Genomic DNA, 25,694 nt, shown 5'->3' with positions numbered 1-25,694 from the left:
TTCTCTTATAAATGGCCAGTTTTTTACAATTTTACTGCCCCCGAAAGGCTACCGTGAGCCCAATTGATTTTCAACAATATAAAACCTAACAATCTGTGAGATTTGTGTTTTACGTTAGGTTGCTCTACATTTCCTACCACTATGTCGGAATGTCACTGACATCGCCTGAAAATCAACGAATCGGGAGACCCCCCACATGGATATGAATGTGCCGCAGCAGCTGTTGGAGGCTCGCGACAATGCCTTGGCGCGGCAGCTGACCCCCGACCTGGAGTACAGGTTCTCAGAACAGTTGAGCGCGCGCTTCGACCCCAGCCAGAACGCGATGTGGTCGCGCTGGAGCCCGTCGCCGCGGCCTTGCTTCAATCCGGGCCTGCTGCGCGATATTCGAACGTACTACGACATGCTTACGCAGACGCACGGCACGGTGAGCGACGGCATCGACGAGCATCCGATCGAATACGTCGTGCTCGCCTCGGCCATGCCAGGCGTATTCAATCTGGGCGGCGACCTGGATTTGTTCCGCGAACTGATCGACAAGCGCGACCGCGCCGGCCTTTCGGTATACGGGCGCGCGTGCGTCGATGTGCTGTATCGCAACTACATCGCGCACGATCTCCCCGCCACGACCATTTCTCTGGTTCAGGGCGAATGCCTGGGCGGCGGCTTCGAAGCCGCCCTGTCGAGCGACGTCATCGTGGCCGAACGCAGCGCCCGCTTCGGTTTCCCCGAGATCCTGTTCAATCTATTCCCCGGAATGGGAGCCTATTCCTTCCTCTATCGGCGTGTTGGCGAGAAGCGCGGAGAGGAGATACTCACCAGCGGCAGGATCTACAGCGCCGAGCAGGTGCGCGAGCTGGGCGTCATCGACCTGGTGGTCGACGATGGGCAGGGCGAAGCCGAGGTCGCAGCACTCATCAAGCAGCGCTCCCGCATGCGCAATGGGCTCTATGGAATCGCCGCGGCGCGCAGGCGCGTGCAGAAGATCGACCTCGCCGAACTCGTAGACATCGTTGAAATTTGGGTAGACTGTGCGCTCCGACTCAACACCCGGGATCTCAAACTCATGCAGCGGCTGGTTTCCCGCCAAAGCGGCTTGGCGGAATCGCAGCAGGTGCACTAGGCAACGCCGCAACGCGGACCGGCCGCGCGCGGACCGGCTCGCCACCAAAGGTTGCTCGAGGTCACAATGACCCCAACGCGCAAGGGAGGCGCGGACATGCGTCCGCCATTCGAGTACAGCATCCAGGAGGCAGCCGAACGGCTCGGCCTGCCCATTCATACCTTGCGGCGATGGCACGAGCACGGAATCCTGATCGCGCGCCGCACCGAGGGCGGCCATCGGCGCTATTCCCGCGAACTGATCGACACGCTCGCCAGCACGAACTTCTCGGGCCTGTCGCAGGGGTCGGTGTCCGACGAGCTGGCCGCGGTCAAGCGCACGCTCGAGGACAAGCGGCGGGTCATACAGCTTTTGCTCGAAAGCGAGAAGCGCTACCGCGACCTGGTCGAAACGTCCCACGATCTGGTCTGGACCACCGATGCCCAGGGCCGCTTCACCTACGTCAACGGCGCTTCGCTGGAAGTGTTCGGGCTGGAGCCGTCCGCGATCATCGGGCGCTGCTTCTTCGATTTCGAGACGCGCCCCGCGCACATCGCCAATCGCCGCTTCCTCGCCAAGCTGATGCGCAACGGCGAGGTGCGCAACTACCTCACGCATCTGCAGACTATTCACGGCCAGGATCGCTGGATCGGGATCAATGCGCGCGTGACGGCATCGGATTCGGGTGCGGTGATCGGGATCCGCGGCACCGCGCGCGACGTGACCGAGGCGCAGACGGCGATGATGGAGATGGAGCGCATGGCGGCGCGCGATCATCTCACCGGGCTGCCGAATCGCACCGCGCTGCAGGCGCAGCTGCAACAATCGCTGGAATCCAACGAGCACGGCGCCGTCGTTTTTCTCGACCTGGACCATTTTCGCTACGTCAACGAAAGCTTCGGCTATCCGGCCGGCGACCAGCTGCTGATCGGCATCGCGGCGGTACTGCGCGAAGCGCTGGAGTCGACCGGGGCGAAGATCTACCGCCTGGGGGGCGACGAGTTCGCCGTCATCGCCCGCAACAAGCTGCGCGCGCAGGCCGCCGAGCTCACCGAAAAGACGCTGGAGGCGATCCGGCAGTATCGCTGCGTGCTGCGCGCCGGACATCGGATGTGGGGCGTGAGCGCCTCGGCCGGTGTCGCGCTGTATCCGTTTCACGGCAACGACGTTCCGGGGCTGCTGTCGAATGTCGATGCCGCCATGTTCCAGGCCAAGGAAGCCGGGCGCAACCGCTACGTGCTGTTCGGCAACGACCCGGACGACCGTCGCAGCACGCACCGGCGCGTGCACTGGTCGCGCAAGCTGCGCGATGCCATCGATGCCGATCGCATCGTGCTGCACTGCCAGCCGGTGGTCCGGCTGGCAGATCGCAAGACCGTGCACTACGAGGTGCTGGCGCGGCTTCGCGACGACGACAATACGCTCATCCAGCCGGCGCAGTTCATCGAGCTGGCCGAATCGCTGGGATTGATCCGTGAAATCGATTTGCGCGTGGTGGAGAAAGTGCTGCGGCACATCGCGGCGAACCCGTCGCCGCACGAGTCGCTGCGTTACTTCGTCAACCTGTCGCGCGTGTCGATCTCGGACCCGGCCTGGGTAGCCCGCTTCCAGCAATTGCTGTGCTCCGCCCCGGTGCGCCCGGGGCAGCTCGTGTTCGAGATCACCGAAACCGCGGCCATGACCGAGGTCGACGTGACGCTGAAGTTCATCGAGCGCCTGAAGGCCATGGGCCACCGTTTCGCGCTCGACGACTTCGGTGCGGGCTTCAGCTCGTTCTACTACCTGAAGCGCTTCGAAGTGGACTACATCAAGATCGACGGCGGCTTCATCCGCGATCTTTGCGAAGGCAACTCCAATGTGCTGTTCGTGCGCGCCCTCAACGATGTGGCGCGCGGGCTCTCCAAGCAAGTGATCGCGGAAGGCGTGGAGACCAAGCAGGCGTTCGACATGCTATTGCAGATGGGCGCGCAATACGGCCAGGGCTACTACTTCCGCTCGCCGTACCCGATGGAAAACGGGCCCGACCTGGGAAGTGTCTACCAGCCCGCGGTCGCTTGAGCTTTGAGTCCTACCGTCTTGGTCCTACCATTGGCCGGCCGCGATTCTGCCGGCCAGCAGCAGCGCCATGATGGTCTTCGCTTCGACGATGCGGCCGCTTTTCACCCATTGCAGCGCTTCCTCCAGCGGCAGAGTGAATACGTCGAGAAACTCGCCCTCGTCGAGCGCATGGCCGACGTGCTCGAGATCGCGCGCCAGATAAAGCTCGATGCGCTCGTTGGAATAGCCCACCACGGGGTAGGTGGTGAGCAGATGCCGCCAGCTCCGGGCGCGATAGCCGGTCTCCTCCAGCAGCTCGCGCTTGGCCGTATCGAGCGCATCCTCGCCCGGATCGATCTTGCCTGCCGGAAGCTCGTAGACGTGGCTTTTGAGCGGATAGCGGTATTGACGTTCCATCAGCACGCTGCGCTCGTCCGGCATTGCGAGCATCACCGCGGCGCCCGGATGCACGATGTACTCGCGCCGGGAGGGCTTGCCGTCCGGGAGCCGCACGATGTCTTCCTGGACTTGCAGCAGCCGGCCTCGGTAGACCGTTTTGGACTCGACCGTGTGCTCGGTCAGATCGCGCTCGGAATCGGCTGGCATGAGAGCGGGCGTGCTAGAAGGAATACTGGATCGAGGCGATGCAAAGCGCCATCAGCGGCTGCGGCAAGATGCCGAGCACCAGCATCGAAAGGCCGTTGGCGCTGAGCAGCAGGCGCATGTCGGCCTGCGGCCGGATGGGCGCCGTGTCCTGAGCCGCATCGAAATACATGAGCTTCACCACCCGCAGGTAGTAGAACGCGCCTACCAGCGAGAGAAGCACGGCAACGACGGCGAGCCAGGCATAGCCGGCGGCGAACACCGCCTGCAGCACCGACAGCTTGGCGTAGAAGCCGATGGTCGGCGGCAGCCCCGCCATGGAAAACATGGTGATGAGCATCATGAACGCGTACCAGGGGCTGCGCTGGTTCAGTCCCTTGAAATCGTCCAGCATGTCGGCTTCGAACCCCTGGCGCGACAGCAGCAGGATCATGCCGAAAGCCGCCAGAGACATGAGGACGTAGGCGACCACGTAGAACATCGCCGAGCCGTAGCCGTTGAGATCTGCCGCCAGCACCCCGAGCAGCAGGAACCCCATGTGCGAGATGGTGGAATACGCGAGCATGCGCTTGATGCTGGTCTGGGCGATCGCGGTGATGTTGCCGATCGCGAGCGAAAGCACCGAAAGCACCACCAGCATCTGCTGCCAGTCGGTGACCAGGGCCTCCAGCCCCGATACCAGCAGGCGCATGATGAGCGCGAACGCGGCCAGCTTGGGCGCCGAACCGATGAGGATCGTGACAGCGGTCGGCGCGCCGTCGTACACGTCCGGAACCCACATGTGGAACGGCACGGCGCCCAGCTTGAAGCCTACGCCCGCCACAATGAAGGCCACGCCCAGACCGAGCACCCAGACCTTGGGATTTTCGGCGGTCGCGATCGCCGAGGCGATCTGGTCCAGCTGCATCGTCCCGGTCGCACCGTAGATCATCGACATGCCGTAAAGAAGCAATCCCGAAGCGAGCGCGCCCAGCACGAAGTACTTCATCGCGGCCTCGACCGCGACGCGCGAATCGCGCTGCAGGGCAACCATCGAGTACAGCGACAGCGACAGCAGCTCCAGTCCGAGATAGAGCAGCAGCAGGTGGCTCGCGGAGATCATGACCATCATGCCGAGCGTGGCGAACAGCGCCAACACGAACAGCTCGCCCCGGTAGATACCGCGCGCGCCGATGTAGGCGCGGCAATAGACGAGAATCCCGGCCACCGCGATGCAGACGAACACCTTGAGCACGTCGGCCATCGGATCGCGCACGAACATGTCGCTGAAGGTGTAGGCCGTCGCCGTCCCACCCGTGCCGACCAGCACCGCGCAGCCGGCGAGGCTCAGCAGGGTGAGCACGTAGCTCACCCAACGCGAGTCGTCCGAAAGGAACAGATCGACCAGCAGCACCGTGCAGGCAGCCGCCAGCAGGAATATCTCCGGGGCCGCGACTGCGAGGTCAGGAACTGGAAATCCCATCGACTGCTATGCCTCCGCTAGTTTTGCGCAGCGAATTTCGAACTCGGGACACTAGGGCAGCTTGCTGCGGGCGACGTGCGCCAGCAGGTCGTTCACGCTCACGTGCAGCACTTCGGCGAACGGCGCCGGATATACCCCCATCAGGAGCACGCATGCGGCCAGCACCGCCATGACGATCCACTCGCGCGCGGACAGATCATCGAGCTGCGCCACGTGATCGTTGGTCACGGCGCCGAACACGACCCGCTTGTACATCCACAGCGTATAGGCCGCGCCCCAGATGAGCGTGGTGGCCGCGGCCGCCGCGTACCAGAAGTTCACCTTCAGTGCCCCCATGATGACGAGGAACTCGCCGACGAACCCGCTGGTTCCCGGCAGCCCCGCGTTCGCCATCGCGAACAGCATGAAGAAGGCCGCGAAAACCGGCATGCGGTTCACCACGCCGCCGTAGTCGGCGATCTGGCGCGAGTGCATGCGGTCGTACAGAACGCCCACGCACAGGAACAGGGCGCCCGAGACGAACCCGTGCGAGATCATCTGGATGACCGCCCCTTCCATCGCCATGGCATTGAAAACGAAGATGCCGAGCGTGACGAAGCCCATGTGCGAGATGGACGAATAGGCGATGAGCTTCTTCATGTCGGTCTGCACCAGGGCGACCAGGCCGATATAGATCACCGCGATCAGCGACAGCGCGATGACGAACCCCGCGAGCTCATGGCTCGCGTCCGGAACGATCGGCAGCGACAGGCGCAGGAAGCCGTAGGCACCGAGCTTCAGCATGATCGCTGCCAGCACCACCGAGCCCCCGGTCGGCGCTTCGACGTGCGCATCGGGAAGCCACGTATGCACGGGCACCATCGGCACCTTGACGGCGAACGCCAGGAAGAAGGCCAGGAACACCAGCACCTGGGCAACGAACGGGATGGGCAACGCGTACCAGTCCTGCAGCGAGAAGCTGCCGCCCGAGCTCAGGTACAGGTAGATCAGCGCGATCAGCGCCAGCAGCGAGCCGAGCAGCGTATACAGGAAGAACTTGAGCGCCGCATAGACGCGGTTGGGGCCGCCCCACACGCCGATCACGATGAACATCGGGATCAGCGTCGCCTCGAAAAAGACATAGAAGAGCAGCCCGTCGAGCGCGCAAAACACGCCGTTCATCACGCCCGAAAGAATCAGCAGCGAGGCCATGTACTGCGCCACGCGGGTGTCGATCACCTTCCAGCCCGCGATCACCACCAAGACGGTGGTGAGGCAATTGAGCAGGATCAGCAGCAGCGAGATGCCGTCGATGCCCAGGTGGTAGTAGACGTTGAAGCTCTCGATCCAGGAATGGCGTTCGACGAACTGGAAACCGCTCGCCGTCGCGTCGAATCCGGTCCAGAGCGGGATCGCGACCAGGAAGCCGGCGACCGCGCCCACCAGCGCCAGCAGCCGCGCCATGCCGGCATTGCGATCCGACCCGGTCAATAGCGTCGCAATTCCGGCCAGGATCGGCAGCCAGATCACGGTGCTCAGCGTCGGCAGTGCGCCCATGCGTGCGTTTTCTCCCCGCTCAGCTCGATATGAACAGCAGCGTGACGAGCAGCAACACGCCGATAATCATTGCGAATGCGTAGGTGTAGATGTATCCGGTCTGGAGATAGCGCAGGAGCCCTGCGAACCACCCCATCAGGCGCGCGGATCCGTTTACCATGACGCCATCGATCAATCCCGCGTCGCCGAAGCGCCACAGGCCGCGCCCCAATCCGCGCGTGCCGCCGGCGAAGAACCAGTCGTTGAACTCGTCGAAGCCGTACTTCTTCTCCAGCACCCGGTACAGGAGCGAGAAGCGCCCTGCGATCACGGCCGGCAGGTCCGGGCGCTTGATGTACAGATACCAGGCCAGCGCGATCCCGGCGAGCAAAAGCCAGAATGGAGCCGTCAAGAGCGCATGCCACATCATGCCGAGCACCCCGTGGAATTCCTCGCCCAACCGCGCCAGCACCGTGTGCTCGGGCGCGACGTAGATCGAGTCGCCGAAATAGGATCCGAACAGCACCGGGCCGATCAGCCAGCCGGCGGCAATCGCCGGAATCGACAACGCGACCAGCGGCAGGGTGACCACCGCCGGCGACTCGTGCGGCACGCGCCCGTGGTCGTGATCCGTCGCTGCGGCATGCGTATCGTGCGCGTGTGCGACCGCGTGCGCAGCGGTCGCCGCCGGCCCGGTCACGGCTGTAGCGCCGTGGCCCGAATCGTCTCCATGGCCGAAGCGCTCGGTGCCGTGGAAGGTCATGAACATCATGCGGAAGGTGTAGAAGGCGGTCACGAATACGCAGGCCGTCACGCAGAACGCGGCGAAACCGGCGCCGGGCGTGGTTGCCAGATGCGCCGCCTCGATGATCGCATCCTTGGAGAAGAAACCGGACAATCCTGGAACGCCGATGCTCGCAGCCGCCGAGATCATCATGGTCCAGTAGGTGATCGGCATGTACCGGCGCAGCCCGCCCATGCGGCGCATATCCTGCTCGTGATGCATGGCGATGATCACCGAGCCGGCGCCGAGGAACAGCACCGCCTTGAAGAACGCGTGGGTGGCGAGGTGAAAGATCGCGGCCGAGTAGGCCGAAGCGCCCAACGCGACGGTCATGTACCCGAGCTGCGAAAGAGTCGAATACGCGACCACGCGCTTGATGTCGTTCTGCACGATCGCGATGAGCGCCATGAAAAGTGCGGTGATCGCGCCGATGACGATGACGAACGAAAGCGCCGTCTCCGAGAGCTCGAACAGCGGCGACATGCGCGCTACCATGAAGATGCCCGCGGTCACCATGGTAGCGGCGTGGATCAGGGCGGAAATCGGGGTCGGACCTTCCATCGAATCGGGCAGCCAGACGTGCAGCGGAAATTGCGCGCTCTTGCCCATCGCGCCCACGAACAGCAGGATGCAGATGACGCTCATGAGGCTCCAGGCATGGCCCTCGAACAGCTCGATGTTCATTCCCGCAAGCTGCGGTGCTTGCGCGAACACGCTCGCATAGTCGAGGCTGCCGGCGTAGGCGAGCACCAGGCCGATACCGAGCAGGAAGCCGAAATCGCCCACGCGGTTGACCAGGAACGCCTTGAGGTTGGCGTAGATCGCCGTCGGGCGCGTGTACCAGAAACCGATCAGCAGGTACGACACCAACCCCACCGCCTCCCAGCCGAAGAACAGCTGCAGGAAGTTGTTCGACATCACCAGCATCAGCATGGAGAAAGTGAACAGCGAGATGTAGCTGAAGAAGCGCTGGTAGCCGGGATCGTCGGCCATGTAGCCGATGGTATAGACGTGCACCGCGAGCGAGACGAAGGTCACGACCACCATCATGGTGGCCGTCAGCCGATCGATGAGAAAGCCGATCTCGAAGCGCAAATCGCCCGAGACGAGCCAGGTGTAGACCGGGCCGTTGAAGGTATTGCCGTCGAACACGTCGCGGAAAACAGCGAGCGCCGCGCCGAACGAGACCACCATGAGCGCGATGGTGACCGAATGCGCGCCGCGCCGGCCGATGAACCGCCCGCCCAGTCCGGCGACGAGCGCGCCGAGCAACGGAGCGAGAGCAACGATCAGGTAGAGTGTCTGCATGCCGCTTGTTTTTCTGTATGGGTAGCCGTCCCGCTTAGAGCCCGCGGGCCGATCATCCTTTCAGGCTGTCGAGATCGTCGACGTCGATGGTGTTGAGCGCGCGGAACAGGACCACCAGGATCGCCAGGCCGATCGCGGATTCCGCCGCCGCTACGGTGAGGATGAAGAACACGAACACCTGCCCGGCCATGTCGTCGAGATAGTGCGAGAACGCGACGAAATTCATGTTGACGGCAAGCAGCATCAGCTCGATCGCCATCAGCAAGATGATCACATTACGGCGGTTGAGGAAAATGCCGACCACGCTGATCGCGAACAGGATCGCGCCCAGGATCAGGTAATGCGAAAGCGTGATCACCGTGCGCCTCCCGCTTCCGGCTTGGCTTCGGCGCTCGCCTCTGCCGCGGCGTCCGCCTGCCCGGCCTCGCGCCGCACGGGCGGCATCGAAACGAGCCGCACGCGGTCCTCGCGCCGTACCGAGACCTGCAGCGACGGGTTCTGATAGCGTGTGTTCTTGCGCCGGCGCAGCGTGAGCGCAATGGCCGCGACGATGGCAACCAGCAGGATCACCGCGGCGATCTCGAACGGGTACACGTACTCGGTGTAGAGCAGCCGGCCGAGCTCCTTGGTATTGCTGTAGCCGGCTGCGAGCGGAGGCGGCGCCGGCATGTCCTGCAGTTCGACGTTGCGCGACCACAGCACCAGTCCCATCTCCATGACCATGAGCAGGGCCACCACGAGCCCCAGCGGCAGATAGGTGAAAAGGCCTTCGCGCATGCGCGCCAGATTGATGTCGAGCATCATGACCACGAACAGGAACAGCACCATGACTGCGCCCACGTACACCAGAACCAGGACGATCGCCAGAAACTCGGCTTCGAGCAGCAGCCACAGGCCCGAACACGAGACGAAGGCAAGCACCAGGAACAGCGCGCAGTGCACCGGGTTACGCGCGGTGATGACGCGAAGGGCCGCGAAGACCAGAACGCCCGCCAGCACCCAGAAGACGAATTCCTGAAAAGTCATGCGGCTCCCCCGCTCCCCGAGTCGCGTTTTGTCATCGGTAGGGCGCGTCGGCGGCGCGGTCGCGTGCGATCTGCTCTTCGAAGCGGTCGCCGATCGCAAGCAGCATCGGCTTGGTATAGATGAGGTCGCCGCGCTTCTCACCGTGATACTCGAGGATGCGCGTCTCGACGATCGAATCCACCGGGCACGATTCCTCGCACAAACCGCAGAAAATGCACTTCGTGAGATCGATGTCGTAACGGGTGGTGCGGCGGGTGCCGTCGTCGCGCTGCTCCGATTCGATCGTTATCGCAAGTGCGGGGCACACCGCCTCGCACAGCTTGCAGGCGATGCAGCGCTCCTCGCCGTTCGGATAACGGCGCAGCGCGTGCAGCCCGCGAAAGCGCGGGCTCTGCGGAGTCTTTTCCTCGGGATACTGGATGGTGATCTTCTTCGCGAACAGGTGCCGGCCGGTGAGCATCATGCCGCGCACGAGCTCGACTAACAGAAACGTACTGAAGAATTCTCGAATCCGCTTGATCATGATGGCCTCCTTACCATGGCCACAACGGGGTCATCATCCACACGGCCAGCACGAATATCCATACCAGCGTGACCGGGATGAACACCTTCCAGCCCAACCGCATCAGCTGGTCGTAGCGATAGCGCGGGAAGGTTGCCCGGAACCACAGAAAAAAGAACACGACGAAGAAGACCTTGGCGGCCAGCCAGTGGAATCCGGGTGCCGCCAGCCAGCGCGCGAACGCGATGTCGTTGAGCGCGGAGAACGCGAACGGCGACAGCCACCCGCCCAGGAACATGACCGCGCACAGCGTCGAAACCAAAACAATGTTCGCGTATTCGGCGAGGAAGAAGATCGCGAAAGTCATTCCCGAGTATTCGACGTGGAAGCCGGCGACGATCTCCGACTCGCCCTCGGCCACGTCGAACGGCGCGCGGTTGGTCTCCGCGACCCCGGCGATCAGGTAGACGAGGAACAGCGGAAAGAGCGGGATGAAGAACCAGTTGAGGAACCCGTAGGGCCCCACCTGGCGCACGACGATTTCGCCCAGGTTGAGGCTTTGCGCAGCCATCAGTACGCCGACGAGCGCGAAGCCCATGGCGATTTCGTAGGAGACGATCTGCGCCGCCGAGCGCATGGCTCCCAGGAAGGCGTACTTCGAGTTCGAAGCCCAGCCCGCGATGATGACTCCGTACACCCCCATGGACGTGATCGCCAGCACGTACAGCAACCCTGCATCGATGTCGGCGAGCACCAGCTCGGGGGCGAAGGGAATGACCGCCCAGGCCGCAAGCGCTGGCATGATGGCCATGACCGGCGCCAGCACGAACAGGAACCGGTTCGCGCCGGAAGGGACGATGATCTCTTTCAGCAGCAGCTTGAGGGCATCGGCGATCGGCTGCGCCAGGCCGCCGAGCCAGCGCAGGCCGAAGAAAGTGACCCGGTTGGGGCCGCGGCGCACCTGCATCCAGCCGATCACCTTGCGCTCCCAGAGCGTAAGGTAGGCGACGCAGGCGAGCAGCGGAACGACGATCGCGACGATCTTGGCGAGCGTCCACACCGCCGGCCAGGTCGGCCCGAACAGCTGCTCGAAGAATGCGAAGTCCATTTAGCCGACCTTGCGCTCGTCCAGCGCCACCGGCTGCGCCTCGATCGCCCCGAACATCGATCCCAGCGCTGCGGTTGCCGGGTGACCGGCCGGAACGCGCACGCAGTTCGGGGGAACGCGCTCGTCCAGCGCCACCGGCAGCGTCGCCTCGCCTTGCCCTTGCCGCAAAAGCACACCGCCGCCTGCGCGCAAGCCCAATTGCGCCGCCGTCTCGCTGCTCATGCTGGCAACCGGAGGCTGGCCGTATTGCGTCGCCAACAGGGGCGGCGAACGGCGCACGATGGCGTCGGCGTGATAGGCTGCCACCTCGCCGATGCGTTCGAGATCCGGCGCTTGCATGCGCGGTGCGTCGATGCGCTCCTCGCGCAGGTGATTATCCAGCCGCGCGGCAAGCTCGTCCTGCGCCAGCGCTTCGTCGCGCACCTGCTCGCTCGAGGTGTAACCAAATCCGTCGACGCCGAGCATCGTGCCCAGCACGCGCAACACCTTCCAGCCGGGACGCGTTTCGGCCAGCGGATTCACCACGCCGCGGAAGCTTTGCGGCCGGCCTTCGGTGTTGACGAAGGTGCCCGAGGTCTCGGTGAAGGGACCGATCGGCAGCATGACACGCGCGTAGTCGACTGCTCCGTGCTGATAAGGGCTGAGCGCAATGACGAAGTCGGCGGCGCGCATCGCGGCCATGGCCGCCGCCGGGTCGTGACAGTCGAGCTCGGGCTCGGCATTCAGCAACAGGTACGCATGACGCGGCGCCTCGAGCATCGCGCGCGCATCGAGCCCTGCGACCGTGCCCCCATACGGCACCGCGCCCGCAAGCACCCCGCCTACGCTGTTGGCCGCCTCGCCGAGAAAGCCGAAGCGCGCCCCCGCGACATCGGCGATGCGTTGCGCCAGCGCGTGCAGCAGGCTCGCGTCGGGATGGTGCTGGGCGAGGTTGCCGAGGTAGAGGGCGACGTTGCTGCCCGAAGCCAGGCTCTCGGCGATGCGCCGGGCGCTTTCCGAAGCTTCGACGCCAGCTTGCTGGGGCACCGAAACGCCCTTCAACCCGCCGAGGGCTTGCAGGATCTCGGCCAGCGCTCCGGCGAGCCCGCTGGGCGCCACGATCAGGCGATTGGCCACACGCAGCAACAGCTCGTCGTCTACCGGGTTGACGAGGTTCAGCTGCAGCACCTTCTTCGCCGCCTGCCGCAATCGATGCGCGAGCAACGGATGATCGCGACGCAACGTCGAGCCGACGACCAGCACGCGGTCGAGCGCCGGAATGTCTGCAATCGCGGTCCCCAGCCACGGCGCACCGGCTTGCGTGCCGTCGCGACTGAAGTCCGACTGCCGCAACCGGTGATCGACATTGCCGCTGCCGATGCCACGCATGAGCTTCTGCAGCAGGTATAGCTCCTCGAAGGTGGAATGCGCCGTGGCCAGCGCGCCGATGGCGCTCGGTCCGTGCGCCTCGCGCACCCGTTTGAGGCCCTCCACCGCGAAGGCCAGCGCCGTGGGCCAATCGACTTCGCGCCAACCGGACGATTCACGGATCATCGGCCGCACCAGGCGCTGCTCCGAGTTGAGTCCTTCGTACGAGAAGCGGTCCTTGTCCGACAGCCAGCATTCATTGACGGCTTCGTTCTCGCGCGGCAGCACGCGCATGACCCGGTTCTGCTTCACCTGCACGGTGAGATTCGAGCCCAACCCGTCGTGCGGACTGACGCTCGAACGCCGCATGAGCTCCCAGGTGCGCGCCGAGTAGCGAAACGGCTTGGACGTGAGCGCCCCGACCGGACAAAGATCGATCACGTTGCCCGACAGCTCCGAGTCGACCGCTCGGCCTACGAAGGTGATGATCTCGGCATGCTCGCCGCGCCCGATCATGCCGAGCTCCATGATGCCGGCGATTTCCTGACCGAAGCGCACGCAACGCGTGCAGTGAATGCAGCGTGTCATGTCGGTCGATATCAACGGACCGAGGTTCTTGTTCGAGACCACGCGCTTCGGCTCGTCGTAGCGCGAAGCGCTGGCGCCGTAACCCACTGCGAGATCCTGCAGCTGGCATTCGCCGCCCTGGTCGCAGATCGGACAGTCGAGCGGATGGTTGATGAGCAAAAATTCCATCACGCCCTTCTGGGCGTCGACCGCGGTATCCGAATGCGTCCACACCTTCATGCCGTTCGTGACCGGTGTGGCGCACGCCGGCAAGGGCTTGGGTGCCTTCTCCACCTGCACCAGGCACATGCGGCAGTTGGCGGCAATGGAAAGCTTGCGGTGATAGCAGAAGTGGGGGATGTAGATCCCCTCCCGATTGGCGACATCCATGATGGTGCTGCCCTCGGGAACTTCCAGTTTGCGGCCGTCGAGCTCGATCTCCAGCATGGGGGTTCTCAGACGTAGTGCGGCACAGTGCAGCGGCCGTGCTCGATGTGGTGCACGAATTCGTCGCGGTAGTGCTTGATGAAAGCGCGCACCGGCATCGCAGCCGCGTCGCCGAGCGCGCAGATGGTGCGGCCCTGGATGTTGTCCGCCACGGCGTCGAGCTTCGCCAGGTCCTCCATCTTGCCGCGGCCGTGCTCGATGCGATCGACCATGCGGTAGAGCCAGCCGGTGCCTTCGCGGCAGGGCGTGCACTGCCCGCACGATTCCTCGAAATAGAAGTACGACAGGCGCAGCAGGCAGCGCACCATGCAGCGCGTTTCGTTCATGACGATAACCGCGCCCGAGCCCAGCATCGACCCCGCCTTGGCGATCGAGTCGTAGTCCATGTCGGTGCGCATCATCACTTCCGCCGGCAGAACCGGCATGGACGAGCCGCCGGGAATGCATGCCTTCAATGCAATGCCGTCGCGCATGCCGCCTGCCATCTCGAGCAGCGCGGCGAACGGCGTGCCGAGCTTGACTTCGTAGTTTCCAGGTCGTGCCACGTCGCCCGAGACCGAGAAGATCTTGGTGCCACCGTTGTTCGGCCGTCCCAACGACAGGAAGGCTTCGCCCCCGTTCAGGATGATCCACGGCACGGCGGCAAAGGTCTCGGTATTGTTGATCGTGGTCGGCTTGCCGTAGAGCCCGAAGCTCGCCGGAAACGGCGGCTTGAAGCGCGGCTGGCCCTTCTTGCCTTCGAGCGATTCGAGCAGCCCGGTTTCCTCGCCGCAGATGTAGGCGCCGTAGCCGTGATGAGCATGGAGCTGGAAGCTGAACGCGCGCCCCAGAATGTTCTCGCCGAGGTAGCCGGCGGCGCGCGCCTCCAGCAACGCCTCCTCGAAGCGCTCGTAGACATCCCAGATCTCGCCGTGGATGTAGTTGTATCCGACGGGGATCCCCATCGCATAGGCCGCGATCGCCATGCCTTCGATGACGATGTGCGGGTTGTAGCGCAGGATGTCGCGGTCCTTGAAGGTGCCGGGCTCGCCCTCGTCGGAGTTGCACACGAGGTATTTGGGACCGGTGTACTGCCGCGGCATGAAGCTCCACTTGAGCCCCGTGGGGAAGCCGGCGCCGCCGCGCCCGCGCAAGGCCGACTTCTTCACCTCGGCGATCACCTGCTCCGGGGCGATGTTTTCGCGCAGGATCTTCTTCAGCGCCTCGTAGCCGCCGCGCGCCTCGTAGTCCTGCAGGCGCCAATTGAGGCCGCTCAGGCCCTTGAGAAGGACGGCGTCGGGCCCGTAGATGTCGCCGGAAAAGGGCGGCAGCGGTGCATTCATTCGGGTTTCCTCTGATCTTCGATCAGCGCGTCGATCTTCTCCGGCGTCATCCACGACAGCATCGTCTTGTTGTTCATCAGCATGACGGGAGCGTCGCCGCACGCGCCCAGGCATTCGCCTTCCTTCAAGGTGAATGCACCGTCCGGCGTGGTCTCGCCGAAGCCGATGCCGAGGCGCTGTTTCAGGTGCCCGGCCGCCACGTTGGCGCCCTGCAGCGCGCACGGCAGGTTGGTGCAAATCGTCAACTTGCAGCGGCCGACCGGCTTCAGGTTGTACATCGTGTAGAAGCTCGCGACCTCGTACACCGCGATCGGCGGCATTCCGAGGTAATGAGCAACGAAGTCCATGACCTCTGTGGAAAGCCAGCCGTTCTCGTCCTGCGCGATGGCGAGCGCGGCCATGACGGCGGATTGCTTTTCGCCGGCGGGATATTTCGCGCTCTCGCGGTCGATCTTCGCCAGCGCTTCGGGCGAGAGCAGCATCGGTGCGTTCATCGGTCCACCTCGCCGAACACGATGTCGAGCGTGCCGATGATCGCCACCACGTCGGCCAGCATGTGGCCGCGCGTCATTTCATCCATGGCGGAGAGGTGAACGAAACCCGGTGCGCGGATCTTCAAGCGAAACGGCTTGTTGGCGCCGTCGGAGACGAGGTAGATGCCGAACTCGCCCTTGGGATGCTCGACCGCGGCATAGGTTTCGCCCTCCGGCACGTGCATGCCTTCGGTGAAGAGCTTGAAGTGATGGATGAGCTCTTCCATGCTGCTCTTCATCGACACTCGTGCCGGCGGCGCCACCTTGTAGTTGTCGACCATCACCGGCCCGGTGTTCTTGCGCAGCCAGTCGATGCACTGGCGCACGATGGCGTTCGATTGGCGCATCTCCTCGATGCGCACGAGATACCGGTCGTAGCAATCGCCGTTGACCCCGACGGGAATATCGAACGCCATGCGGTCGTAGACTTCGTACGGCTGCATCTTGCGCAGGTCCCAGGCGATGCCCGAGCCGCGCAACATGGGCCCCGTGAACCCGAGCGCCTTGGCCCGTTCCGGCGTGACGACGCCGATGCCGACCGTGCGCTGCTTCCAGATGCGGTTGTCGGTGAGCAGCGTCTCGTACTCGTCGATGTAGCGGGGAAAACGCTCGATGAAGTCTTCGATGAAGTCGAGCATCGAGCCTTGCCGGTTCTTGTTGAGCGACTTCACCTCGTCCTCGTCGCGCAGGCGCGAGGTCTCGTACTGCGGCATGCGGCTGGGCAGGTCGCGATAGACACCGCCGGGCCGGTAGTACGCGGCATGCATGCGCGCACCCGACACCGCTTCGTAGCAGTCCATCAAGTCCTCGCGCTCGCGGAAGCAATACAGGAACACCGTCATCGCGCCGATGTCGAGCGCATGCGCCCCGAGCCACAGCAGGTGATTCAGGATGCGCGTAAGCTCGTCGAACATGACGCGGATGTACTGCGCGCGCAGCGGAACCTCGATGCCGACCAGGCGCTCGATCGCCATGACGTAGGCGTGCTCGTTGCACATCATGGAGACGTAATCCAGCCGGTCCATGTACGGCAACGCCTGCAGGTACGTCTTGCTCTCCGCCAGCTTCTCGGTCGCCCGGTGCAGCAGGCCGATGTGCGGATCGGCGCGCTCGATCACTTCGCCGTCGAGCTCCAATACGAGACGCAACACCCCGTGAGCCGCAGGGTGCTGCGGGCCAAAATTCATCGTGTAATTGCGAATTTCAGCCATGGCGGAGCCTTGGCGAATGAGCAATGGCGCGATGAATTTGGGCGCAGGCTAACTTGCACTGTCGAATGAAAGAGACAGCGTAAGTTAAGCACGCAGTGCGGCCGAAGCCAAAGTTCATGGTGTAGTTGCGGATTTCAGCCATGACGACTACTACTCAGAGTCCCCATAAGTCTCTTCCCGAACGATCCGAGGCACGTTGTTGCGCGGCTCGATCGTCACCGGCTGGTAAATCACGCGCCGCTGGTCCGCGTCGTAGCGCATCTCCACGGTGCCGCTGAGCGGGAAATCCTTGCGGAAGGGATGGCCGATGAAACCGTAATCGGTGAGGATACGCCGCAGATCCGGATGGCCCTCGAACACGATGCCGAAGAGATCGAACGCCTCGCGCTCGAACCAGTTCGCCGCCGGCCACACGTCGATCACCGAGGCGACTCTCGGCATGTCGTCGTCCTCGCAGAACACTCGCACGCGCAACCGCTGGTTGCAGGCGAGCGACAACAAGTGGTAGACGACGGCGTAGCGCGGCCCTTCGTAGCCGACGCCGTAGCTCGCGTAGTCGACGCCGCAAAGATCGACCAGCAGCTCGAACTGCAGGCCCGCGCCATCGCGCAGCGTCGTCATGGCCTGGATCAGATCGGCCGCCGGAACCACGATCGTGACCTCGGGGCCCGTCACGACCGGATCGGTCAGGCGCTCGCCGAGAACGGCGCGCAGCGACTCGACCAGCGTTGCGGTTGGGCTCGTCATTGTGTTCATCCTGATTGCGCGCCAAGCCGATGTTCCGGCCCTGCAGTGCGCGTGCGGCTCCCTGGCTGCCCGCTCAGCGGGCGATGGTGTTGGTGCGCTTGATCTTGTTCTGCAGCTGAATGATTCCATACAGCAACGCTTCGGCGGTCGGCGGGCAACCGGGGACGTAGACGTCGACCGGCACGATACGATCGCAGCCGCGTACCACCGAATACGAGTAATGATAGTAACCGCCGCCGTTGGCGCACGAGCCCATCGAGATGACCCAGCGCGGCTCGGCCATCTGGTCGTACACTTTGCGCAGCGCCGGGGCCATCTTGTTGCACAGCGTGCCGGCCACGATCATCACATCCGACTGGCGCGGGCTGGGGCGAAAGATGATGCCGAACCGGTCCAGATCGTAGCGCGCGGCGCCTGCGTGCATCATTTCCACCGCACAGCAAGCGAGCCCGAACGTCATGGGCCACAGCGAACCGGTGCGGGTCCAGTTGATCAGGTTATCGGCCGTCGTGGTGACGAAGCCCTTCTCGGTCACGCTTTCCATCTCGCTCACGCTTCCAGTGCCGCTATTCCCATTCCAGTGCTCCCTTCATCCACTCGTAGATGAAGCCCACTACGAGGATCAGCAGGAACACACCCATTGAGATCACGCCGAACCAGCCGAGTTCTTGCAGCACGATCGCCCACGGAAACAGGAACGCGATCTCCAGATCGAACAGGATGAAGAGAATGGCGACGAGGTAGTAGCGCACGTCGAATTTCATGCGCGCATCCTCGAACGCCTCGAAACCGCACTCGTACGGCGAGAGCTTGTCCGGATCGGGCCGGTTCACGCCGAGCCAAGTGCTGGCGGCCCATCCGAGCGCCATCGGCACGAACCCGATGGCCAGGCCCACCAGCAGGAACATCAGGATCGGAAAATAATTCTCGAGCATCCTAGCTATCCGCCCATCACTGCGGCGGCCCGTGTCGCATCCAGGTTCCGTGACAAGGCCGGCGAGGCTTGGGACTGCTACGCAAGCCGATACTGGTGCCGACGGTGAGACTCGAACTCACACGACTTTCGCCACCGCCCCCTCAAGACGGCGTGTCTACCAATTCCACCACGTCGGCAGGTTTTCCGCGGAATCCTTCGCTGCCCGGCCGCGATCCGGGCATGCCTCACTTTACTTCGGCACCTCACCCGCTTTCGAACCGTCCGGCGAAGGTGCAGCCGGGCTGGGCGCCGGGACCGAGGTGGGCGGAATGCTTTCGGGCGCCGACTTCTTTTCCTCGCCCGCCTTGGTGCGCTCGATCACGCCCTGGGTCTCGGTGCGGTTGCTACCCAGGTAGGTGAGGCCGAGGCTGGTCACGAAGAAGACCGTGGCCAGTATGGCGGTCGCCCGGGAAAGAAAGTTGGCCGAACCGCTGGAGCCGAAAAGGCTTCCGGCCGAACCGCTGCCGAAGGCAGCGCCCATGTCCGCGCCCTTGCCGTGCTGCAGCAGCACGAGCCCGACCACGCCCGCACCGACCAGCACATGAAAAATCAGAAGAAATAATTCCATGGTCTCTTCCGGCGGCTAATGCGGCCCGCCCGCCGCCTCGCAGATCGCGAGGAACTCCCTGGCATCGAGCGAAGCCCCGCCCACCAGCCCGCCATCGATATCCGGCATCGTGAACAGCGCCTGCGCATTGCTGCCTTTCACGCTGCCACCGTAAAGAATCTGCAGAGCACCGGCAACGGCCGGATCCACCGCCGCGACGCGGCCCCGAATCAAAGCATGCACGGCCTGCGCCTCATCCGGCGTGGCCGTCTTGCCGGTCCCGATGGCCCACACCGGTTCATACGCCAACACGGCCTGCGCCAGCGCCGCCACACCGGCCCGCGCGATCACGGCGTCCAGTTGTTCGCAGACCACCGCTTCGGTCGCTCCGGCATCTCGCTGGGCGAGCGTTTCGCCGACACAAACGATTGGCAGCAAGCCTTGCGACTGCGCAGCCTGCATCTTGCGCGCCACGAGCGCACTGTCCTCGGCATGCAACGTCCGCCGCTCCGAGTGACCGACGATGACGTAGCGGCAGCCGAACTCCTTCAACATCGCGGCCGAAACTTCGCCGGTATACGCACCCTTCGCCTCCTCGCTCACATCCTGCGCGCCCCAGGCGATCGGACTTCCCTGCAGCGACGCTTGCGCTTGAGCCAGGTAGGGGAACGGAACACAAACGGCGCTTTGGAATCCGCGGGTGGAAGCAAGACCTGCCTTGAGGGCACCGAGCAGGGCCTCGTTCTCGGTCAAGCTGCCATGCATCTTCCAGTTGCCGGCAACGAGTTGACTGCGCATCTCGGGCATCAACAGTCTAAACTGTCGAATGTTACCGCTTCCGTTCGATCCGGGTCAATTTGCGGCGGTGCGGGGTGAAGCGTGAAAGGTGAAGAGTGAATGCGTGAAACGTGAATGGCCGCTTACGCCCCCGCGCACCTTCACCCTTCACTTTTCACCGTTCCCTCCCGTAGCTCCTCACGCCGCAGCCCGACGCACACAGTCGGCGATATCGTTCGCCAGCTGCTCGACCTGGTCGCGCGGCTCGCCTTCGACCATGACCCGGATGACCGGCTCCGTTCCCGAGGGGCGCAACAGCACCCGCCCCAGCGAGCCGAGCTTCGACTCGGCCAACGAGACCGCTTTCGCGACTGCCGGATTTTCATGGCAGTCGAACTTGCGGTTGACGCGGACATTGACCAGCACCTGCGGATAGAGCGAGAGCCCGGCGGTGGCCTGCGCCAGCGCCTGTCCGCTTCGGCGCAGCGCGTGCAGGACCTGGAGCGCCGAGACGATGCCGTCGCCCGTGGTGTGCTTGTCCAGGCAGACGATGTGCCCCGAGCCTTCCCCGCCGAGCTGCCAGCGCTTGGCGACGAGTTGCTCGAGCACGTAGCGGTCGCCGACCGCCGCGCGCGCGAACGCAATGCCCATGCTCTTCAGGGCATTCTCCAGCGCCAGGTTGGTCATCAGCGTGCCGACGACACCGCCCCTGAGCGAGCCGCTGGCATGCCGGTGACAGGCGATCACGTACAGCAGCTGGTCGCCGTCGTAGATTCTCCCGTCCTGGTCGATCATCACCAGCCGGTCGCCGTCGCCGTCGAGCGCGATGCCGAGATCGGCGCGATGCTGGCGCACCGCCGCGCGCAGCGTCGCCGGCTGCGTCGCGCCGCACTTGTCGTTGATATTGAGCCCGTCCGGCTCGTTGCACACCGAGACCACTTCCGCGCCCAGCTCGTGGAAGACGTGCGGGGCGATGTGGTAGGTCGCACCGTGCGCGCAATCGACCACGATGCGCAGGCCGCGCAGGTCGAGCTCGCTCGGAAACGTGCTCTTGCAGAACTCGATGTAGCGGCCGTCGGCGTCGCGCACGCGGCTCGCCTTGCCGAGCTGCGCCGAAGGCTTGGTTACGAGCGGCTCGTCGATGCCCGCCTCGATCTGCTCCTCGGTCGCGTCGGGCAGCTTGTTGCCGTCGGAGGAAAAGAACTTGATGCCATTGTCCTCGAACGGATTGTGCGAAGCGCTGATGACGATGCCTGCCTGCAGGCGCAGCGCGCGCGTGAGGTATGCAACCGCGGGTGTGGGCATCGGACCGGTCAACAGGCTGTCGACGCCGGCCGCCGACAAGCCCGCTTGCAACGCCGCCTCCAGCATGTAGCCGGATATGCGCGTGTCTTTGCCGATGAGAACCGCCGGCCGCTCGCCTTGCGACAAGTGCCAGTCAGCGGCTGCGAGCACTTTCCCGGCCGCGAACCCTAAGCGCATCACGAAATCCGGCGTGATGGGCATCTCGCCCACTCGGCCGCGTATGCCGTCGGTACCGAAGTATTTTCTGGCCATGATGAATTCCGGATCGGACGATGTGCCAACTACGGCTGGCCGCGCGAAAACTGTGAAAGCATGAGATCACGCGCCCGCGTGCATCGCCTCGAACACAGCGAGCGCGTCGCGCGTGGCGGCGACGTCGTGGACGCGCACGATTCTAGCCCCGTTCACGACGGCCAGCAAAGCGGCAGCGACGCTGGCGTACGTGCGCTCGCCGGCCGGGAGGCCGGTGATCGTTCCCAGCGTCGACTTGCGCGACAGGCCGGCCAGCACCGGGTAGCCGAGGCCCGCGATCTCGCCGAGACGGCGCAGTAAGTCCAGGTTGTGTCGCAGCATCTTGCCGAAGCCGAAGCCCGGATCGACGACGATCCGGTTGCGGGTGACGCCGGCCTGTTCGGCTGCCTGTGCGCGGCTGCGGAGGAAGGCCGCGACTTCGTTCACCACGTCGTCATAATGCGGCGCAAGCTGCATGGTGCGCGGCTCGCCCTGCATGTGCATGAAGCACAGCCCCGCATTCGAAGGGGCCACGGCCTCGAGCGCGCCGGAGGCGCGAAAGGCATTCACGTCGTTGATCATGTCGGCGCCATGCTCGAGCGCCGCGCGCATGACCTCGGTCTTGCAGGTATCGACCGACAGCACCACGCCGGCGTCGGAAAGCCCGCGCAGAACGGGCAGCACGCGCGCAAGCTCGTCGGCCGCAGGCACGCTTTCGGCGCCCGGCCGGGTCGATTCGCCGCCGATATCGATGATCGCCGCGCCCTCGCGCGCCAGCTCGAATCCGTGCGCGATGGCGACTGCCGGCTCGAAATAGGCGCCACCGTCGGAGAAGGAGTCGGGCGTGACGTTGACCACGCCCATGATGAGCGGGCGAGTCAGCGAAAGCTCGAAACGCCCGCAGCGCAGAGTGCCGCCTGCCTGGACCTCGGCTGCGGACACGCCGTCAGTGCCCGAATGCCGCCGGCCGCGTGAACCAGCCGCCGTTCAGGCGCCCTGGGCGGTGGTGCTGCCCGCGGGTGCCGGCGTGGGCGTTTCTTCCTGCGGCGGCGTCGGGGGCTGGGACGAAGTCGGCTTGGGCGGCCGCGGCGGACGCCCGTTCATGATGTCTTCGATCTGGTCGGAATCGATCGTTTCCCATTCCAGCAGCGCCTTGGCCATCACCTCGACCTTGTCGCGATTCTCCTCGATCAGCCGGCGCGCGAGCCCGTACTGCTGGTCGACGATGCGGCGGATCTCGGCGTCGACCTTCTGCATGGTCGCTTCCGATACGTTCTTGTGCGTGGTGATGCTGCGGCCGAGGAACACCTCGCCCTCGTTTTCGCCGTACACCATCGGCCCCATGGAGTCGCTCATGCCCCATTGGGTGACCATGCGCCGGGCAAGGTCGGTTGCGCGCTCGAAGTCGTTGCTCGCGCCCGTGGTCATCTGCGACATGAACACTTCCTCGGCGATGCGCCCGCCGAACAGCACGGCGATGTTCTGCAGCAGGTGCTCGCGATCGAGGCTGTAGCGATCCTCCTGCGGCAGCTGCATCGTCACGCCGAGCGCGCGCCCGCGCGGGATGATCGTAACCTTGTGCACCGGGTCGGTCCTGACGAGAAGCTTCGCCACGACCGCATGGCCCGACTCGTGATAGGCGGTGTTGCGCCGCTCGTGCTCCGGCATCACCATCGATTTGCGTTCGGCGCCCATCATGATCTTGTCCTTGGCGCGCTCGAAGTCGTGCATGTCGACCAGCCGCTTGTTGGCCCGTGCCGCGAACAGCGCCGCCTCGTTGACCAGGTTGGCGAGATCGGCGCCCGAGAAGCCCGGCGTGCCGCGCGCGATGATGTCGGATTTCACGTCCGGTCCGACCGGGACCTTGCGCATGTGCACCACCAGGATCTGCTCGCGCCCGCGGATGTCGGGCAGCGGCACGACCACCTGGCGGTCGAAGCGGCCGGGGCGCAGCAGCGCCGGGTCGAGCACGTCGGGGCGGTTGGTGGCGGCGATCACGATCACTCCGGCGCTGCCCTCGAAGCCGTCCATCTCGACCAGCAGCTGGTTCAGCGTCTGCTCGCGCTCGTCGTTGCCGCCGCCCAGGCCGGCCCCGCGCTGGCGGCCGACCGCGTCGATTTCGTCGATGAACACGATGCAGGGCGCGTGCTTCTTCGCCTGTTCGAACATGTCGCGCACGCGGGCTGCACCCACGCCGACGAACATCTCGACGAAATCGGAGCCCGAGATACTGAAGAAAGGAACCTTGGCCTCACCGGCGATGGCTTTCGCAAGCAAGGTCTTGCCGGTTCCGGGGCTGCCTACCATGAGCACGCCGCGCGGAATGCGCCCGCCCAGCTTCTGGAACTTGCCTGGATCGCGCAGGAACTCGACCAGCTCGGCGACCTCGTCTTTCGCTTCCTCGCAGCCGGCAACATCGGCGAACGTCACCGTGTTGTTGCTTTCGTCCAGCATTCGCGCCCGGCTCTTGCCGAAGGAGAAAGCGCCGCCACGGCCGCCGCCCTGCATCTGGCGCATGAAGAATATCCACACCCCGATCAGCAGCAGCATCGGGAACCAGGATACGAAGATGTTCATGAGCAGCGATGGCTCTTCCTCGGGCTTGGCCTCGACGATGACGCCGGCCTTGAGCAGGTCGCTGACGAGCCAGGGATCGGACGGAGAATAGGTGGTGAAGCGCTCGCCGCTGCGCTTGATGCCCTTGAGCACGCGGCCCTCGATGGTGACCTTGGCGATCTGTCCCTGCTTCACCTCCTCGATGAACTGGGAATACTCCATCGCCTTCTGCGTGGCCTGGCGCGTGCTGAACTGATTGAACACCGTCATCAGCACCAGGGCGATGACGAGCCAGATCGCTATGTTCTTGACCAAGTTGTTCAAAATGCGGTCCTAAACGGATCGACCGGGATCCCCCGATCGATTCTATCCTCAACCGACTCGCGATTACAGAGCCGCCCTGGAAAGGCCTACTGCAGCAATCCTCGACACACCACGTAGACTTCGCTGGAATCGCTGCGCGACGCCGGCGGCTTGCGGATGCCAACTTGTGCGAACGCTCCCTGCATTTGCCGGATAACGGCATCCAGGCCCGAACCATGAAAAACTTTGACCAGCAGCCCTCCCCCGGGTTTCAGCAGGCGCCGGGCGGCTGCCAGCGCGACTTCCGCCAGCTCCTGCGAGCGGGCTTCGTCGACCGGCCTCACGCCTGTGAGATTGGGGGCCATGTCGCTCAGCACAAGGTCCGCCCGGCGCTCGCCGAGCGCTTTTTCGATGGATGATTGCACGGCCGGCTCGCGCACATCGCCCCGGATAAACGTCACATCGGGCAGTACCACCATGGATTGAAGGTCCACGGCCACCACGCAACCGCCCGGTCGGACCTTTTCCGCCGCCAGCTGCGACCAGCCGCCCGGCGCTGCGCCCAGATCGACGATCCGCATGCCGGGACGGATCAGCCGCTCGCGCTCGTTCAGCTCCAGCAGCTTGAATACCGCCCGCGAGCGGTAGCCCCGGCTGGCCGCCTGTTTCACGTAGGGATCGCGCAGATGCCGGCGCATCCAGGCGCTGCGTGTTTTCGAGCGCGCCATGAGTGTGGCCTACAATGCGTTCATGAGCAAACCGCCCGCTTCCGGTGCAGCAATGACGATAGCCACGTCCGCGGAGCCGCTGGCGCCGAGGAGCCTGCGCGGCTTGCGCGCTCGGGCGCACGCGCTGAAGCCCGTGGTGTGGATTGCTTCGACCGGCCCCACCGAAGGCGTTGTGCGCGAGCTCGACCGAGCGCTCGCCGTGCATGAGCTGGTGAAGATCCACGCGGCGATCGACGACCGCAAAGAGCGCGGCCGGCTGCTGCAATCGCTTTGCCAAGAGCTCGGTGCAGAACCCGTGCAGACCATCGGCAAGATGCTGGTCGCTTTCCGGCCCCGGCCGCAGCCCGCCGAGCCGCCGGTCGCCAAGCCACGCGCGGGAGGCAGGCCAGGCAAACGGGACGGCGGGAAGGCGCCGGCACGGCGCGCGCGACCTGCGGCCCGGTCACGGAACACTTCGGCAGCGGCGTCGCGACGAGTGCGCCGCCAGTCGCGCTAACACCTCGGACGAGCCGATCCGCGGGCAACAACCCCGACTGCCCCTAGACGTATTTGACTTCGAGTATCTCGTACTCGCGCGTGCCGCCCGGGGTATTGACCTCGACCACGTCGCCGGCGTATTTGCCGATCAGCGCGCGCGCGATCGGCGAGCT

General features: G+C 64.6%; 25 protein-coding genes and 1 tRNA gene. 3 read left to right on the top strand and 23 right to left on the bottom strand.

What is annotated here, in order from left to right; all coding sequences use genetic code 11:
* The first annotated feature begins 196 nt into the window (after window positions 1-196).
* The gene (locus GEV05_10110; GenBank protein ID MPZ43739.1) at window positions 197-1,123 is read left to right on the top strand and encodes an enoyl-CoA hydratase; all 927 of its coding nucleotides are present in this window, start codon (window positions 197-199) and stop codon (window positions 1,121-1,123) included.
* A gap of 66 nt (window positions 1,124-1,189) precedes the next feature.
* Window positions 1,190-3,160 (top strand): EAL domain-containing protein, encoded by a 1,971-nt coding sequence (locus tag GEV05_10105; GenBank protein ID MPZ43738.1) that lies wholly within the window; start codon window positions 1,190-1,192, stop codon window positions 3,158-3,160.
* A 24-nt stretch (window positions 3,161-3,184) separates the two neighbouring features.
* On the opposite strand, the gene GEV05_10100 is transcribed toward GEV05_10105, so the two are convergent.
* From GEV05_10100 to GEV05_09995, 22 genes are all read right to left on the bottom strand, one after another.
* On the bottom strand, window positions 3,185-3,745 hold the full coding sequence (locus GEV05_10100; GenBank protein MPZ43737.1) for an NUDIX domain-containing protein: 561 nt from the start codon (window positions 3,743-3,745) through the stop codon (window positions 3,185-3,187).
* 13 nt (window positions 3,746-3,758) lie between these two features.
* Window positions 3,759-5,204, bottom strand: coding sequence for an NADH-quinone oxidoreductase subunit NuoN (gene nuoN / locus GEV05_10095; protein ID MPZ43736.1), 1,446 nt, complete (start codon window positions 5,202-5,204; stop codon window positions 3,759-3,761).
* Between the two features lie 51 nt (window positions 5,205-5,255).
* Entirely contained in the window at window positions 5,256-6,740 is a 1,485-nt protein-coding gene (locus GEV05_10090) for an NADH-quinone oxidoreductase subunit M (protein ID MPZ43735.1), read from the bottom strand.
* 19 nt (window positions 6,741-6,759) lie between these two features.
* Window positions 6,760-8,811, bottom strand: coding sequence for an NADH-quinone oxidoreductase subunit L (gene nuoL, locus GEV05_10085; protein ID MPZ43734.1), 2,052 nt, complete (start codon window positions 8,809-8,811; stop codon window positions 6,760-6,762).
* A 52-nt stretch (window positions 8,812-8,863) separates the two neighbouring features.
* Window positions 8,864-9,169, bottom strand: coding sequence for an NADH-quinone oxidoreductase subunit NuoK (nuoK, locus tag GEV05_10080; protein ID MPZ43733.1), 306 nt, complete (start codon window positions 9,167-9,169; stop codon window positions 8,864-8,866).
* Complete coding sequence (locus GEV05_10075; protein MPZ43732.1) at window positions 9,166-9,837, bottom strand: NADH-quinone oxidoreductase subunit J; 672 nt, start codon at window positions 9,835-9,837, stop codon at window positions 9,166-9,168. Before GEV05_10075 ends, nuoK begins: the two co-directional genes overlap by 4 nt.
* A 31-nt stretch (window positions 9,838-9,868) precedes the next feature.
* A complete protein-coding gene (gene nuoI / locus GEV05_10070) occupies window positions 9,869-10,357 on the bottom strand; it encodes an NADH-quinone oxidoreductase subunit NuoI (GenBank protein ID MPZ43731.1) in 489 nt (162 codons plus the stop codon).
* Between the two features lie 13 nt (window positions 10,358-10,370).
* Window positions 10,371-11,447: an NADH-quinone oxidoreductase subunit NuoH gene (nuoH, locus tag GEV05_10065; protein MPZ43730.1), complete on the bottom strand. Its 1,077-nt coding sequence runs from the start codon at window positions 11,445-11,447 to the stop codon at window positions 10,371-10,373.
* Window positions 11,448-13,808 carry an NADH-quinone oxidoreductase subunit G gene (locus GEV05_10060; protein ID MPZ43729.1) on the bottom strand — a complete coding sequence of 787 codons (2,361 nt, stop codon included), beginning with the start codon at window positions 13,806-13,808 and terminating at the stop codon, window positions 11,448-11,450.
* An 8-nt stretch (window positions 13,809-13,816) separates the two neighbouring features.
* Entirely contained in the window at window positions 13,817-15,130 is a 1,314-nt protein-coding gene (gene nuoF, locus GEV05_10055; GenBank protein MPZ43728.1) for an NADH-quinone oxidoreductase subunit NuoF, read from the bottom strand.
* Window positions 15,127-15,609, bottom strand: coding sequence for an NADH-quinone oxidoreductase subunit NuoE (nuoE, locus tag GEV05_10050; GenBank protein ID MPZ43727.1), 483 nt, complete (start codon window positions 15,607-15,609; stop codon window positions 15,127-15,129). The genes nuoF and nuoE overlap by 4 nt, the downstream gene beginning before the upstream one ends.
* Window positions 15,610-15,620: 11 nt before the next feature.
* Window positions 15,621-16,874 (bottom strand): NADH-quinone oxidoreductase subunit D, encoded by a 1,254-nt coding sequence (locus tag GEV05_10045; GenBank protein ID MPZ43726.1) that lies wholly within the window; start codon window positions 16,872-16,874, stop codon window positions 15,621-15,623.
* A 150-nt stretch (window positions 16,875-17,024) separates the two neighbouring features.
* Window positions 17,025-17,621 carry an NADH-quinone oxidoreductase subunit C gene (locus tag GEV05_10040; protein MPZ43725.1) on the bottom strand — a complete coding sequence of 199 codons (597 nt, stop codon included), beginning with the start codon at window positions 17,619-17,621 and terminating at the stop codon, window positions 17,025-17,027.
* Window positions 17,622-17,694: 73 nt separating this feature from the next.
* Entirely contained in the window at window positions 17,695-18,165 is a 471-nt protein-coding gene (locus GEV05_10035) for an NADH-quinone oxidoreductase subunit B (protein ID MPZ43724.1), read from the bottom strand.
* Between the two features lie 22 nt (window positions 18,166-18,187).
* The gene (locus GEV05_10030; protein MPZ43723.1) at window positions 18,188-18,556 is read right to left on the bottom strand and encodes an NADH-quinone oxidoreductase subunit A; all 369 of its coding nucleotides are present in this window, start codon (window positions 18,554-18,556) and stop codon (window positions 18,188-18,190) included.
* 93 nt (window positions 18,557-18,649) lie between these two features.
* Window positions 18,650-18,734 (bottom strand) — tRNA-Leu (locus GEV05_10025).
* 53 nt (window positions 18,735-18,787) lie between these two features.
* A complete protein-coding gene (gene secG, locus GEV05_10020; GenBank protein MPZ43722.1) occupies window positions 18,788-19,165 on the bottom strand; it encodes a preprotein translocase subunit SecG in 378 nt (125 codons plus the stop codon).
* Between the two features lie 15 nt (window positions 19,166-19,180).
* Window positions 19,181-19,942, bottom strand: coding sequence for a triose-phosphate isomerase (locus GEV05_10015; protein MPZ43721.1), 762 nt, complete (start codon window positions 19,940-19,942; stop codon window positions 19,181-19,183).
* Between the two features lie 177 nt (window positions 19,943-20,119).
* Window positions 20,120-21,478, bottom strand: coding sequence for a phosphoglucosamine mutase (glmM, locus tag GEV05_10010; GenBank protein ID MPZ43720.1), 1,359 nt, complete (start codon window positions 21,476-21,478; stop codon window positions 20,120-20,122).
* Window positions 21,479-21,544: 66 nt separating this feature from the next.
* Window positions 21,545-22,321: a dihydropteroate synthase gene (folP, locus tag GEV05_10005; GenBank protein MPZ43719.1), complete on the bottom strand. Its 777-nt coding sequence runs from the start codon at window positions 22,319-22,321 to the stop codon at window positions 21,545-21,547.
* Window positions 22,322-22,444: 123 nt separating this feature from the next.
* On the bottom strand, window positions 22,445-24,337 hold the full coding sequence (hflB, locus tag GEV05_10000) for an ATP-dependent zinc metalloprotease FtsH (GenBank protein MPZ43718.1): 1,893 nt from the start codon (window positions 24,335-24,337) through the stop codon (window positions 22,445-22,447).
* 86 nt (window positions 24,338-24,423) lie between these two features.
* The gene (locus GEV05_09995) at window positions 24,424-25,044 is read right to left on the bottom strand and encodes a 23S rRNA methyltransferase (GenBank protein MPZ43717.1); all 621 of its coding nucleotides are present in this window, start codon (window positions 25,042-25,044) and stop codon (window positions 24,424-24,426) included.
* Between the two features lie 52 nt (window positions 25,045-25,096).
* On the opposite strand from GEV05_09995, the gene GEV05_09990 reads away from it, so the two are divergent.
* Window positions 25,097-25,540 (top strand): ribosome assembly RNA-binding protein YhbY, encoded by a 444-nt coding sequence (locus tag GEV05_09990; protein MPZ43716.1) that lies wholly within the window; start codon window positions 25,097-25,099, stop codon window positions 25,538-25,540.
* Between the two features lie 43 nt (window positions 25,541-25,583).
* On the opposite strand, the gene GEV05_09985 is transcribed toward GEV05_09990, so the two are convergent.
* Window positions 25,584-25,694 (bottom strand): transcription elongation factor GreA (locus GEV05_09985; protein ID MPZ43715.1); only part of this gene is annotated, 111 nt, incomplete at its 5' end.

It is taken from the genome of Betaproteobacteria bacterium (genome assembly GCA_009377585.1).
GTDB lineage: Bacteria > Pseudomonadota > Gammaproteobacteria > Burkholderiales > WYBJ01 > WYBJ01.
Note: the sequence above shows the minus strand (reverse complement) of the source record. Positions and strands in the feature narration are given on the sequence as shown.